Raw genomic sequence first — 11,536 nt, 5'->3', positions numbered from 1 at the left:
AGAACAGATCGAAAGAGGAGGAATTTAAAATGAAAAAAACAATAGCGGTATTGCCAGGAGACGGAATCGGACCGGAAGTAACAGATGCAGCGGTAAAAGTGCTGCAATCCATTGCAATGCGTTATGGACATACTTTTCATTTAAAGCACGCGGTAATCGGAGGTGAAGCGGTTGATCAATTTGGGAATCCGCTTCCCGAGCAAACGATTGAAGTTTGTGAAGCGAGTGACGCGATTCTCCTTGGTGCGGTCGGGGGAACAAAATGGGATAATAACCCAGCTCACTTGCGTCCTGAAAAAGGGCTTTTGAACATCCGGAAGCATTTCGATTTGTTTGCAAATATTCGTCCAGTAAAAGCCATCCCGGCATTGCTAGCATCTTCGCCGCTAAAAGAAGAAGTAGCGAAAGATGTAGATATGGTCATCGTGCGCGAATTGACAAGTGGTTTGTATTTTGGTGAACCGAAACGTCGCTCTGAAAAATCAGCTGTCGATACGTTGGTTTACACAAGGGAAGAAATTGAACGCATTGTAAATCAGGCGTTTGAAATCGCTCGTACTCGAAGAGGCAAAGTAACGTCGGTTGATAAAGCCAATGTATTGGAAACGAGTAAGCTATGGCGTGAAGTGGTAGAAGAACGTAAAGCTGCATATCCAGATATCGAAGTGGAACATATGCTAGTGGATTCAGCTGCGATGAAGTTGATCACAAACCCACGCACTTTCGATGTTGTCGTAACGGAGAATATGTTTGGAGATATCTTGAGTGATGAAGCTTCTGTTATTACCGGGTCACTTGGCATGTTGCCATCTGCTAGCGTGCGTTCAGACGGTTTTGGTCTTTACGAACCCGTACATGGTTCGGCTCCTGACATCGCTGGACAAAACAAAGCGAATCCATCGGCTGCTATTTTGTCAGCAGCGATGATGTTGAAGCATTCGTTTGGTCTGCATACAGAAGCTGCGGCGATTGAACAAGCTGTAATGGGTGTTCTAGAAGATGGTTATTGCACAGGAGACTTGGCTGGTAGCGGGAAACGTGTGGTTTCAACAGAGCAATATGTAACAAAAGTGATAGAAGAACTAGAAAGAGAATTTGTATCGGAACACATTATGTATTCTTATGTGTAAGTAAAAGGAGCGGTTCGCATGGCAAAAACAATCATAGAGAAAATTTGGGAACAACATGTCGTCTTCGAAGAGCAAGGGAAGCCGGACCTGCTATATATTGACCTCCACTTATTGCATGAGGTGACATCTCCACAAGCATTTGAAGGACTTCGGTTAAACGGACGCAAAGTTCGCCGACCAGATCTTTGTTTTGCGACAATGGATCATAACGTGCCTACGCGAAATCGGGATACCATTACAGATCCGATTTCGCGTAAGCAAATCAAAACTTTGCAAGACAATTGTGATGAGTTTGGGGTTCCACTTGCGGGCATCAACCACCCGGACCAAGGAATTGTACACGTCATTGGGCCAGAACTTGGATTGACTCAACCAGGTAAGACGATTGTTTGTGGTGACAGCCATACTTCGACGCATGGTGCGTTTGGTGCTTTGGCGTTCGGTATTGGTACAAGTGAAGTCGAGCACGTTCTATCAACGCAAACGCTATGGCAATCAACACCTAAAACGATGGAAGTTCGCATTGAAGGCAACTTGGGCTTTGGTGTTACCGCTAAAGATGTCATCCTGGCGATTATTTCGAAATTCGGTATCGATATGGGGACAGGATTTATTATGGAGTATACGGGCGAAGCAGTTCGTAACTTAACGATGGAAGAGCGTATGACCATTTGTAATATGTCAATTGAAGCTGGTGCGCGTGCAGGTTTAATTAGCCCAGATCAAACGACAATCGAATATTTGAGAGGGCGTAGAAACGTCCCTGAAGGAGACGCGTTTGAACAAGAAGCTAACCGTTGGCTAGCTCTTGCAACAGATGAAGGCGCAAAGTATGATGCGACCGTTTCAATTCATGCAGATGAAATTTCGCCATTCGTCACATGGGGTACGAACCCATCAATGGGTTCAGGTATTGCTGAACGTGTTCCGTCTGCGGCTGATTACGAGAAGCAGTCAGATAAAGACGCATTAAAACAAGCTTTAGCTTATATGCATCTAGAAGAAGGAATGCCGCTTTCTTCGATTTCGATTCAACATGTTTTTATCGGTTCTTGCACAAATGCGCGTCTTAGTGATTTGCGTGCAGCAAGTGAAATCATTAAAGGGAAAAAAGTGCATCCGTCTGTAACGGCAATTGTTGTTCCTGGATCTGAAACGGTAAAACGTGCTGCTGAACAAGAAGGATTGGATCAAGTATTCCTTGCGGCTGGCTTTGAGTGGCGCGAGACAGGTTGCAGTATGTGCTTAGCGATGAACGAAGACTCGGTTCCGGCTGGTGAACGTTGTGCGTCTACTTCTAACCGGAATTTCGAAGGTCGACAAGGAGCGGGCTCGATGACGCACCTAGTAAGCCCTGTAATGGCAGCTGCCGCTGCGATTGAAGGTCATTTAACAGATGTCCGTAACTACATGGAAGAACCTGTAGCATCTGTATGACAAACGAAAGTGAGGAGAGCCTTCGATGAAACCGATTAATAAAATTTCAAGCGTTCTGACGCCGTTAGAACGAAAAAATGTAGATACGGACCAAATCATTTCAAAAGAATTTCTAAAACGTATTGAACGAACGGGATTCGGCAAGTATTTATTTTATCATTGGCGCTTTCATGCAGATGGTACACCAATAGAAGACTTTGTTTTGAATAACCCTCGATTCGAAAACTCCGAAATTCTAGTCGCACAAGAAAATTTCGGCTGCGGTTCTTCTCGGGAACATGCTCCGTGGGCAATTTTAGATTATGGATTTCGTGTAGTGATTGCACCTAGTTATGCAGACATCTTCTATAATAACTGTGTTAAAAATGGTATTTTGCCAATCCGCTTGAAAGACCAAGAAGTAGATGAGTTGATTAGCAAAGGTCAACAACAAAACTTTAAGTTAGAGATCAACTTGGAAGACCAGTCTGTTACCGGACAAGATGGTACGCGTTATGAATTTGAAATTGATCCTTATTGGAAAGAAATGCTGTTAAAGGGCTGGGATGAAATTGCGTTGACAGTCCAGTATGATTCGTATATTGCGGCTTACGAAGAAAAACAGCGCGCTTAATATGTAGGTAAGACCTTTTACGTAACTGTAAAAGGTCTTTTTTCATTTTAAGTAAATTAATCATCAGCTGTTGACAACTATTTTTTATTTTGTTAATTTAAAAAAGGTACTTTAACGCTTTAGCAAACTAAAGGAGAGTTTATTTATGAATGCAGTTATTATTGCCGTCTTAGTCATGCTCGTATTGAGCTTATTGCGGGTGAATGTCGTATTTGCTTTATTGATCGGCGCGCTTGCAGGTGGACTAAGTGGCGGATTATCTTTTTCTGATACAATCACCTCATTTACAGATGGTTTAGGAGCAGGGGCGACCATTGCATTGAGTTATGCCATGCTTGGTGGATTTGCCGTAGCCATATCGCGTACAGGGATTCCGGAGTTACTTGTCTCAGGAGTGCTTAAGTTAGTAAATAAAGATGGCAAAGCAACGCGACAAAATTTAGCGAAGGCTCTTATTGTTCTTGCTTTGTTGGCAATGGCCATCTTCTCGCAAAACTTAATTCCGATTCACATTGCGTTTATTCCATTATTGGTTCCACCGATTTTGCATATTTTAAACGAACTACGAATTGATCGCCGCTTGATCGCTGCTGTCTTGACATTTGGTTTGACAGCGCCATATATTTTGCTACCATATGGCTTTGGATTGATTTTCCACGAAATTGTTTTTACACAAATGGAACTGGCGGGATTGACGATTGACATGGCGGATATTCCAAAAGCAATGGCGATTCCAGTATTGGGCTTATTAGTAGGTCTAATCATTGCTGTGTTCTTTTCTTACCGAAAGCCACGTGATTACAAAACAGTTCGTTCTTCTTCTATAGAAGGAACGTTGAAAAAGACAGCTTCTGCAAAAGACGTAATCGTGACGATTGTTGCGTTAGTTGCGGCACTGTTTGCCCAAGTGCAAACAGGTTCGATGATCATCGGTGCGCTTGCTGGTATTTTAGTGCTTTACATCTTCGGCGCAATGAAATGGCGTGAAGCTGACGAAGTCTTAACAGAAGGAATGCGCATGATGGCGTTTATCGGTTTTGTTATGATCACGGCAAACGGTTTTGCTTCGGTCATACAAGCGACAGGAGCGATTGCACCACTAGTCGACAGCGTATCAGATTTATTTGCAGGCAATAAAGGCATTGCTGCGCTAGCGATGTTAATTGTCGGTTTGTTTGTAACGATGGGCATCGGTTCATCATTTGCAACGATTCCGATTATTGCTGCGATCTTTGTTCCATTAAGTCTTGAGTTCGGCTTCTCGACGATGGCTATCATTGCTTTAATAGGAACTGCGGGTGCGTTAGGTGACGCTGGTTCGCCAGCTTCTGACTCAACACTCGGACCAACAGCTGGACTGAACGTAGATGGACAGCACAATCACATCTGGGATACATGTGTTCCGACCTTCCTTCACTACAATATTCCATTAGTGATTTTCGGTTGGGTTGCTGTTATGTTCTTGGGATAAGCGTGAAGTGTTCCGACTATTATCATCTGGCTTGAAGTTCTAAAATATCCTGTTATACTAATAAAAGCGAATTAAAAAGAATTTCGTGGAACCACTTGCGGAATTCTTTTTTATTGTGTATAATATCTAATGTTGGTCTTTTGACTGCGATGAAGCGAGAGGTTACCGATACACCCGGCCGCTTTGCCATGGCGAGTGATTGGAAAATTTTCGTGGAGAATGTCTATCAAAAATAGGCGAAAAGGAGGGAAAATAATGGCAAAACAAAAAATTCGTATCCGTTTAAAAGCATATGATCATAGAATTCTTGATCAGTCTGCTGAGAAAATTGTTGAAACTGCTAAACGTTCAGGTGCAAGCGTATCGGGTCCGATACCGTTACCAACTGAAAGATCGGTTTACACAATCTTGCGTGCTGTTCATAAATACAAAGATGCTCGTGAGCAATTTGAAATGCGCACACACAAACGTCTAATCGATATCGTTAACCCAACACCACAAACTGTTGATGCGTTAATGAAACTTGATTTACCGTCAGGCGTTGACATTGAAATTAAACTTTAATCGGCAACGAAATAGAAAAACACAAATAACCACAGGAGGTGTGACAACATGACCAAAGGAATCTTAGGTAGAAAAATCGGTATGACGCAAGTTTTTGCTGAGAACGGTGATTTAATCCCTGTAACTGTTATTGAAGCTTCTCCAAACGTAGTTCTTCAAAAGAAAACAGTTGAGGTTGACGGCTACGAAGCTATCCAATTAGGTTTTGAAGACAAGCGCGATAAGCTTTCTAACAAACCTTCTAAAGGACACGTAGCAAAAGCTAACACTGCTCCTAAGCGCTTCATTCGCGAACTTCGCAATGTAAACTTAGCTGATTACGAGATTGGTCAAGAAGTCAAAGTAGATGTATTCGCAGAAGGCGATGTAGTAGATGTCACAGGAACAACAAAAGGTAAAGGTTTCCAAGGTGTTATTAAACGCCACGGACAATCTCGCGGACCAATGACACACGGTTCACGTTACCACCGTCGTCCTGGTTCAATGGGTCCGGTTGCTCCTAACCGCGTATTCAAACAGAAGAAATTACCTGGTCAAATGGGTGGAACAACAATTACGATTCAAAACCTTTCAATCGTGAAAGTAGATCTTGAACGTAACTTGCTACTTGTTAAAGGTAATGTTCCTGGTTCTCGCAAAGCGTTGATCCGTGTTAAATCGGCAACTAAAGCGAAATAATATATTTTTAGAGAAAGGAGGAAACAAGAATGACTAAAGTAGCTTTATTAAATCAAACAGGTTCACAAGTTGGCGAAATCGAATTGAACGACCATGTATTCGGTATCCAACCAAACGAATCAGTGTTATTCGACGCAGTAGTGTCTCAACGCGCTTCACTTCGTCAAGGTAACCATAAAGTAAAAAATCGTTCTGAAGTTGCTGGTGGTGGTAAAAAGCCATGGCGTCAAAAAGGAACTGGACGTGCTCGTCAAGGGTCGATCCGTTCACCACAATGGCGCGGAGGCGGTATCGTATTCGGACCAACTCCACGTAGCTACAGCTACAAACTTCCTAAGAAAGTACGTCGTTTAGCTCTACGCTCTGCACTTTCATCTGCAGTAGTTGGAGAAAACTTGATGGTACTTGAAGGATTAACATTTGATGCGCCAAAAACAAAATCTTTCAACCAGTTGATCGCAGATCTTTCAATTGGCAAAAAAGCTTTGTTCGTAACTGCTGACCTTGATGAGAACGTTGCAAAATCCGCACGTAACCTTAAAGGCATGACAGTAGTAGCAGCAGATGGTATTAACGTATTAGACTTGCTTGGACATGACAAAATTGTTATGACTAAAGCAGCTGTCGAGAAAATTGAGGAGGTGCTTAGTTAATGGAAGCACGTGATGTAATTAAACGTCCGGTCATTACTGAGCAATCGTCTGAAGTAATGGCAGAGAAAAAGTACACTTTTGAAGTGGACACTCGCGCAAATAAAACACAAGTTAAACAAGCCGTACAAGAAATCTTTGGCGTGAAGGTTGAGAAAGTCAACATCATGAACTACAAAGGCAAATTCAAACGTATGGGCAAACACGCAGGATACACTAACAAACGCCGTAAAGCGATTGTGAAATTGACTGCTGAATCTAAAGACATCGAGTTATTCGAAATTTAATTTTCTATAAGTTCTTATAGGACTGTTAAAGAAGGAGGGAACTAACGTGGGGATCAGAAAATACAAACCTACCACTAACGGTCGTCGTAATATGACGAGTTCAGATTTCGCTGAAATCACTACGAACAAGCCTGAAAAATCGCTTCTACAACCTGTAAAGCGCAAAGGCGGCCGTAATAACCAAGGTAAAATTACTGTACGCCATCACGGTGGTGGACATAAACGTCAATACCGCGTGATCGATTTCAAACGTAACAAAGACGGCATTCCAGGACGCGTTGCTACAATCGAGTACGATCCTAACCGTTCTGCAAACATCGCATTGATTAATTATGCTGATGGTGAAAAACGTTACATCTTAGCTCCTAAAGGAGTAGAAGTTGGAACTCAAATCATGTCAGGTATCGAAGCAGATATTAAAGCAGGTAACGCATTGCCATTATCTAACATCCCAATGGGTTCTACAATCCATAACATTGAATTGAAGCCAGGTGGCGGCGGACAACTAGTTCGTTCTGCAGGAACTTCAGCTCAAGTATTGGGTAAAGAAGGTAAATACGTAACAGTTCGTTTGCAATCAGGCGAAGTTCGCATGATCCTTGCTACTTGCCGCGCAACTATCGGCGCAGTAGGGAATGAGCAACACGAATTAATCAATATTGGTAAAGCAGGTCGTAACCGTTGGAAGGGCAATCGCCCAACTGTACGTGGATCTGTAATGAACCCTAACGATCACCCACACGGTGGTGGTGAAGGACGTTCGCCAATCGGACGTAAATCACCAATGTCTCCATGGGGCAAACCAACTCTTGGATACAAGACACGTAAGAAAACGAATAAATCCGATAAATTTATCGTGCGTCGTCGTAAAAAATAATTTGATTCCGCTACGGTTCGCCAAAAGAACCGTGGTGCAATCACGAAGGGAGGATCCCACATGGGCCGCAGCTTGAAAAAAGGACCTTTTGTTGATGATCATCTTATGAAAAAAGTTGAAGCACAAAAGGACTCTGAGAAAAAACAAGTGATCAAAACTTGGTCTCGCCGTTCTACAATTTTCCCGACATTCATCGGACAAACAATCGCAGTATATGATGGTCGCAAGCACATTCCTGTATACGTGACTGAAGACATGGTGGGCCATAAACTAGGCGAATTCGCTCCAACGCGTAAATACGCTAGTCATGGTGCAGACGATAAGAAAACAAGACGTTAATTGAGAGGAGGATTTCCCTATGCAAGCAAAAGCTGTCGCTAGAACAGTACGTATTGCTCCTCGTAAAGTCCGTTTAGTAGTAGATTTGATCCGAGGCAAGCAAATTGGCGAAGCTGTTGCGATTTTGAACCATACTCCAAAAGCAGCAACTGTTGTTATTGAGAAGTTATTGAAATCTGCAGCTGCTAACGCTGAACACAACTACGAAATGGACCTGAATGACTTAGTCATCAGCGAAGTATTCGTTGACGAAGGACCAACACTTAAACGTTTCCGTCCCCGTGCAATGGGACGCGCAAGCGCAATTAATAAACGCACAAGCCACATCACACTAGTGGTATCTGACCAGAAGGAGGGATAATTCGTGGGACAAAAAATACATCCAATTGGGATGCGTATCGGAATCATTCGTGATTGGGAATCTAAATGGTACGCTGAGAAAGATTATGCTACGCTTCTTCACGAAGATATTAAAATCCGTGAATATGTTGAAGCACGTTTGAAAGAAGCATCAGTTTCTAAAATTGAAATTGAGCGCGCTGCAAACCGTGTTAACGTAACTATTCATACTGCGAAACCAGGTATGGTAATTGGTAAAGGTGGATCTGAAGTAGAAGTACTTCGCAAACAGCTTAACTCTATGACTGGCAAGCGTGTACACATCAACATTATTGAAATCAAAAGAGCTGATCTTGATGCAAGATTAGTAGCTGAAAGTGTTGCGCGTCAATTGGAAAACCGAGTGTCTTTCCGTCGTGCACAAAAACAAGCGATCCAACGCACTATGCGTTCTGGCGCTAAAGGAATCAAAACTCAAGTATCTGGACGTCTAGGCGGCGCTGACATTGCGCGTGCTGAACACTACAGTGAAGGTACTGTTCCGCTCCATACGCTCCGCGCTGATATCGATTATGCGCATGCTGAAGCAGACACAACTTATGGTAAGCTTGGCGTAAAGGTATGGATCTACCGCGGTGAAGTCCTTCCAACTAAGAAGAAATCTGAGGAAGGAGGCAAATAATATGTTAATGCCTAAACGCGTTAAATATCGTAGAGAGCACCGTGGCAAGATGCGCGGAGAAGCTAAAGGCGGTAAAGAAATCGCATTCGGCGAATTTGGTCTCCAAGCATTAGAATCATCTTGGATCACTAACCGTCAAATCGAAGCAGCACGTATTTCCATGACTCGTTACATGAAACGTGGCGGTAAAGTCTGGATTAAAATTTTCCCGCATAAACCATATACGAAAAAGCCTCTAGAGGTTCGTATGGGATCTGGTAAAGGTTCACCTGAAGGCTGGGTAGCCGTTGTCAAAACTGGTAAAATCATGTTCGAACTTGGTGGAGTATCTGAAGAAGTGGCGCGTGAAGCATTACGCCTTGCATCTCACAAACTTCCGATTAAAACGAAGTTCGTAAAACGAGAAGAAATTGGTGGTGAATCGAATGAAAGCTAATGAAATCCGTGACTTAACCACTGCTGAGATAGAACAAAAAGTGAAATCACTGAAAGAAGAGCTTTTCAACCTTCGCTTCCAATTGGCTACTGGTCAATTAGAAAATACTGCTCGCATCCGCGAAGTACGTAAAGCGATTGCCCGTATGAAAACTGTGATTCACGAAAGAGTACTCAGTGGCAATAACTGATAAATCGAGAGGAGGTTTGCAAGTATGACTGAGCGTAACCAACGCAAAGTATACACAGGCCGTGTTGTGTCTGACAAAATGGACAAAACCGTTACAGTAATGGTTGAAACTCAAAAGAAGCACGCATTCTATGGCAAACGTGTAAAATACTCTAAGAAATATAAAGCTCATGATGAGCTAAACGAAGCGAAAATGGGCGACGTAGTTCGCATCATGGAAACTCGTCCGCTATCAGCTACTAAACGTTTCCGCGTATTGGAAATTGTACAAAAAGCGGTTATCATTTAATTTAAATAATTTCGGAATCTAAGAAATTCCGAAGGGAGGTTACCTAAGTGATCCAACAGGAAAGTCGTTTAAAAGTTGCAGACAACTCGGGTGCTCGTGAAGTACTAACGATTAAAGTGCTTGGTGGTTCTGGTCGTAAGACTGCAAACATCGGTGACGTAATCGTTTGTACCGTGAAAAAAGCAACACCAGGTGGCGTTGTTAAGAAGGGTGAAGTCGTTAAGGCTGTCATCGTTCGCACGAAAAGCGGAGCTCGCCGTAAAGACGGTACTTATATCAAATTTGATGAAAATGCATGTGTCATTATCCGTGACGACAAAGGTCCACGCGGAACTCGTATTTTCGGACCTGTTGCGCGCGAACTTCGCGATAACAGCTTCATGAAAATCGTATCACTTGCTCCTGAAGTTCTTTAATAAATCAATGTGCCATACCAAGGAGGTGCGACAGAATGCATGTTAAAAAAGGCGATACAGTTAAGGTAATCTCAGGTAAAGACAAAGGCAAAACAGGTGTTGTTTTGACAGCTTTACCTAAGAAAGACCGTGTGCTTGTTGAAGGTGTAAACATCGTGAAAAAGCATACAAAACCGAACCAGGCAAATCCACAAGGTGGAATTGTCAGCCAAGAAGCAGCAATTCACGTTTCTAACGTAATGTTACTTGACCCTAAATCAGGCGAGCCGACTCGTGTAGGTTATAAGGTTGAAGATGGTAAAAAAGTTCGTGTTGCAAAAAAATCCGGCGAAAAATTAGATAAATAAAATTCCTGAATGAAGGGAGGTACACACATGAACCGCCTAAAAGAAAAATATGTCAATGAAATCACTCCTGCTCTAGTGAGCAAGTTTGAATATAAATCGGTAATGCAGGCACCTGAAGTAAACAAAATCGTCATCAACATGGGTGTAGGCGAAGCTGTTCAAAACACTAAGTCACTTGACTCTGCTGTTGAAGAATTACAAACTATCACTGGTCAAAAACCAGTTATTACTAAAGCTAAGAAATCTATCGCTGGCTTCCGTCTTCGTGAAGGTATGCCAATCGGATGTAAAGTTACACTACGCGGAGAGCGTATGTACGACTTCCTGGATAAATTGATTGCTATCTCACTTCCACGTGTACGTGACTTCCGTGGCGTATCGAACAAATCGTTCGACGGACGCGGTAACTACACACTTGGCGTGAAAGAACAATTGATCTTCCCTGAAATCGATTATGATAAAGTTACAAAAGTACGCGGTATGGACATCGTGATTGTAACAACTGCGAACTCTGATGAAGAAGCTCGTGAGTTATTAACACAATTCGGAATGCCGTTCCAAAAGTAAACGTGAGGGAGGCGTAAACGTGGCTAAAAAATCTATGATCGCAAAACAAAAACGCACGCCAAAGTTTAAAGTACAAGAGTACACACGCTGTGAACGATGCGGACGTCCGCATTCAGTATTACGCAAATTTAAACTTTGCCGTATTTGTTTCCGTGAACTTGCATATGTGGGACAAATTCCTGGCGTCAAAAAAGCCAGCTGGTAATCCCCTAATTTGGGAAGGAG

General features: G+C 42.7%; 19 protein-coding genes. All 19 read left to right on the top strand.

Translation table 11 applies throughout. The features are described 5' to 3' along the window. Positions 1-29 precede the first annotated feature (29 nt). The 19 genes from leuB to rpsN all read left to right on the top strand — a co-directional run bounded on the left by leuB (position 30) and on the right by rpsN (position 11,516). Positions 30-1,130: a 3-isopropylmalate dehydrogenase gene (leuB, locus tag MLE13_RS15745; protein WP_008497429.1), complete on the top strand. Its 1,101-nt coding sequence runs from the start codon at positions 30-32 to the stop codon at positions 1,128-1,130. Between the two features lie 18 nt (positions 1,131-1,148). Continuing rightward, positions 1,149-2,567 (top strand): 3-isopropylmalate dehydratase large subunit, encoded by a 1,419-nt coding sequence (gene leuC, locus MLE13_RS15740; RefSeq protein WP_240750671.1) that lies wholly within the window; start codon positions 1,149-1,151, stop codon positions 2,565-2,567. A gap of 25 nt (positions 2,568-2,592) precedes the next feature. Next, complete coding sequence (leuD, locus tag MLE13_RS15735) at positions 2,593-3,180, top strand: 3-isopropylmalate dehydratase small subunit (protein ID WP_240750669.1); 588 nt, start codon at positions 2,593-2,595, stop codon at positions 3,178-3,180. A 145-nt stretch (positions 3,181-3,325) separates the two neighbouring features. Continuing rightward, entirely contained in the window at positions 3,326-4,651 is a 1,326-nt protein-coding gene (locus tag MLE13_RS15730; RefSeq protein WP_240750668.1) for a Na+/H+ antiporter family protein, read from the top strand. A 255-nt stretch (positions 4,652-4,906) separates the two neighbouring features. Further along, positions 4,907-5,215: a 30S ribosomal protein S10 gene (rpsJ, locus tag MLE13_RS15725; RefSeq protein ID WP_006828927.1), complete on the top strand. Its 309-nt coding sequence runs from the start codon at positions 4,907-4,909 to the stop codon at positions 5,213-5,215. A 48-nt stretch (positions 5,216-5,263) separates the two neighbouring features. Continuing rightward, on the top strand, positions 5,264-5,893 hold the full coding sequence (gene rplC / locus MLE13_RS15720; RefSeq protein ID WP_008432504.1) for a 50S ribosomal protein L3: 630 nt from the start codon (positions 5,264-5,266) through the stop codon (positions 5,891-5,893). Between the two features lie 29 nt (positions 5,894-5,922). Beyond that, complete coding sequence (rplD, locus tag MLE13_RS15715) at positions 5,923-6,546, top strand: 50S ribosomal protein L4 (RefSeq protein ID WP_008432506.1); 624 nt, start codon at positions 5,923-5,925, stop codon at positions 6,544-6,546. Beyond that, positions 6,546-6,830: a 50S ribosomal protein L23 gene (gene rplW / locus MLE13_RS15710; RefSeq protein WP_006828930.1), complete on the top strand. Its 285-nt coding sequence runs from the start codon at positions 6,546-6,548 to the stop codon at positions 6,828-6,830. The genes rplD and rplW overlap by 1 nt, the downstream gene beginning before the upstream one ends. Before the next feature lie 46 nt (positions 6,831-6,876). Beyond that, positions 6,877-7,707 (top strand): 50S ribosomal protein L2, encoded by an 831-nt coding sequence (gene rplB, locus MLE13_RS15705; protein ID WP_008497435.1) that lies wholly within the window; start codon positions 6,877-6,879, stop codon positions 7,705-7,707. 60 nt (positions 7,708-7,767) lie between these two features. After that, the gene (gene rpsS, locus MLE13_RS15700) at positions 7,768-8,046 is read left to right on the top strand and encodes a 30S ribosomal protein S19 (RefSeq protein ID WP_006828932.1); all 279 of its coding nucleotides are present in this window, start codon (positions 7,768-7,770) and stop codon (positions 8,044-8,046) included. 19 nt (positions 8,047-8,065) lie between these two features. Beyond that, positions 8,066-8,407 carry a 50S ribosomal protein L22 gene (gene rplV, locus MLE13_RS15695; protein WP_008497437.1) on the top strand — a complete coding sequence of 114 codons (342 nt, stop codon included), beginning with the start codon at positions 8,066-8,068 and terminating at the stop codon, positions 8,405-8,407. A gap of 3 nt (positions 8,408-8,410) precedes the next feature. Beyond that, positions 8,411-9,067, top strand: coding sequence for a 30S ribosomal protein S3 (rpsC, locus tag MLE13_RS15690; RefSeq protein WP_006828934.1), 657 nt, complete (start codon positions 8,411-8,413; stop codon positions 9,065-9,067). A gap of 1 nt (position 9,068) precedes the next feature. Beyond that, positions 9,069-9,503: a 50S ribosomal protein L16 gene (rplP, locus tag MLE13_RS15685; RefSeq protein ID WP_038701916.1), complete on the top strand. Its 435-nt coding sequence runs from the start codon at positions 9,069-9,071 to the stop codon at positions 9,501-9,503. Then, complete coding sequence (rpmC, locus tag MLE13_RS15680; protein ID WP_006828936.1) at positions 9,493-9,693, top strand: 50S ribosomal protein L29; 201 nt, start codon at positions 9,493-9,495, stop codon at positions 9,691-9,693. Before rplP ends, rpmC begins: the two co-directional genes overlap by 11 nt. A gap of 24 nt (positions 9,694-9,717) precedes the next feature. Continuing rightward, a complete protein-coding gene (gene rpsQ / locus MLE13_RS15675; RefSeq protein ID WP_240750666.1) occupies positions 9,718-9,981 on the top strand; it encodes a 30S ribosomal protein S17 in 264 nt (87 codons plus the stop codon). A gap of 47 nt (positions 9,982-10,028) precedes the next feature. Next, positions 10,029-10,397, top strand: a complete 369-nt coding sequence (gene rplN, locus MLE13_RS15670) for a 50S ribosomal protein L14 (RefSeq protein ID WP_006828938.1) — start codon at positions 10,029-10,031, stop codon at positions 10,395-10,397. 35 nt (positions 10,398-10,432) lie between these two features. After that, positions 10,433-10,744 carry a 50S ribosomal protein L24 gene (gene rplX / locus MLE13_RS15665; RefSeq protein WP_008432514.1) on the top strand — a complete coding sequence of 104 codons (312 nt, stop codon included), beginning with the start codon at positions 10,433-10,435 and terminating at the stop codon, positions 10,742-10,744. A 27-nt stretch (positions 10,745-10,771) separates the two neighbouring features. Further along, positions 10,772-11,311: a 50S ribosomal protein L5 gene (gene rplE / locus MLE13_RS15660; RefSeq protein WP_240750664.1), complete on the top strand. Its 540-nt coding sequence runs from the start codon at positions 10,772-10,774 to the stop codon at positions 11,309-11,311. Positions 11,312-11,330: 19 nt separating this feature from the next. Next, the gene (gene rpsN / locus MLE13_RS15655) at positions 11,331-11,516 is read left to right on the top strand and encodes a 30S ribosomal protein S14 (RefSeq protein ID WP_006828941.1); all 186 of its coding nucleotides are present in this window, start codon (positions 11,331-11,333) and stop codon (positions 11,514-11,516) included. The last annotated feature ends 20 nt before the right edge of the window (positions 11,517-11,536 follow it).

The organism is Planococcus halocryophilus, assembly GCF_022489025.1.
GTDB lineage: Bacteria > Bacillota > Bacilli > Bacillales_A > Planococcaceae > Planococcus > Planococcus halocryophilus_A.
The sequence above is the reverse complement of the archived record's forward strand: the minus strand, read 5'-3'. Positions and strand labels throughout refer to the sequence as shown.

Bases quoted from the DNA above. Each gene is read 5' to 3' on its own strand.
- leuB (WP_008497429.1), top strand. From the start codon at position 30: ATGAAAAAAACAATAGCGGTATTGCCAGGAGACGGAATCGGACCGGAA.
- leuC (WP_240750671.1), top strand. From the start codon at position 1,149: ATGGCAAAAACAATCATAGAGAAAATTTGGGAACAACATGTCGTCTTC.
- leuD (WP_240750669.1), top strand. From the start codon at position 2,593: ATGAAACCGATTAATAAAATTTCAAGCGTTCTGACGCCGTTAGAACGA.
- MLE13_RS15730 (WP_240750668.1), top strand. From the start codon at position 3,326: ATGAATGCAGTTATTATTGCCGTCTTAGTCATGCTCGTATTGAGCTTA.
- rpsJ (WP_006828927.1), top strand. From the start codon at position 4,907: ATGGCAAAACAAAAAATTCGTATCCGTTTAAAAGCATATGATCATAGA.
- rplC (WP_008432504.1), top strand. From the start codon at position 5,264: ATGACCAAAGGAATCTTAGGTAGAAAAATCGGTATGACGCAAGTTTTT.
- rplD (WP_008432506.1), top strand. From the start codon at position 5,923: ATGACTAAAGTAGCTTTATTAAATCAAACAGGTTCACAAGTTGGCGAA.
- rplW (WP_006828930.1), top strand. From the start codon at position 6,546: ATGGAAGCACGTGATGTAATTAAACGTCCGGTCATTACTGAGCAATCG.
- rpsS (WP_006828932.1), top strand. From the start codon at position 7,768: ATGGGCCGCAGCTTGAAAAAAGGACCTTTTGTTGATGATCATCTTATG.
- rplV (WP_008497437.1), top strand. From the start codon at position 8,066: ATGCAAGCAAAAGCTGTCGCTAGAACAGTACGTATTGCTCCTCGTAAA.
- rplP (WP_038701916.1), top strand. From the start codon at position 9,069: ATGTTAATGCCTAAACGCGTTAAATATCGTAGAGAGCACCGTGGCAAG.
- rpmC (WP_006828936.1), top strand. From the start codon at position 9,493: ATGAAAGCTAATGAAATCCGTGACTTAACCACTGCTGAGATAGAACAA.
- rpsQ (WP_240750666.1), top strand. From the start codon at position 9,718: ATGACTGAGCGTAACCAACGCAAAGTATACACAGGCCGTGTTGTGTCT.
- rplX (WP_008432514.1), top strand. From the start codon at position 10,433: ATGCATGTTAAAAAAGGCGATACAGTTAAGGTAATCTCAGGTAAAGAC.
- rplE (WP_240750664.1), top strand. From the start codon at position 10,772: ATGAACCGCCTAAAAGAAAAATATGTCAATGAAATCACTCCTGCTCTA.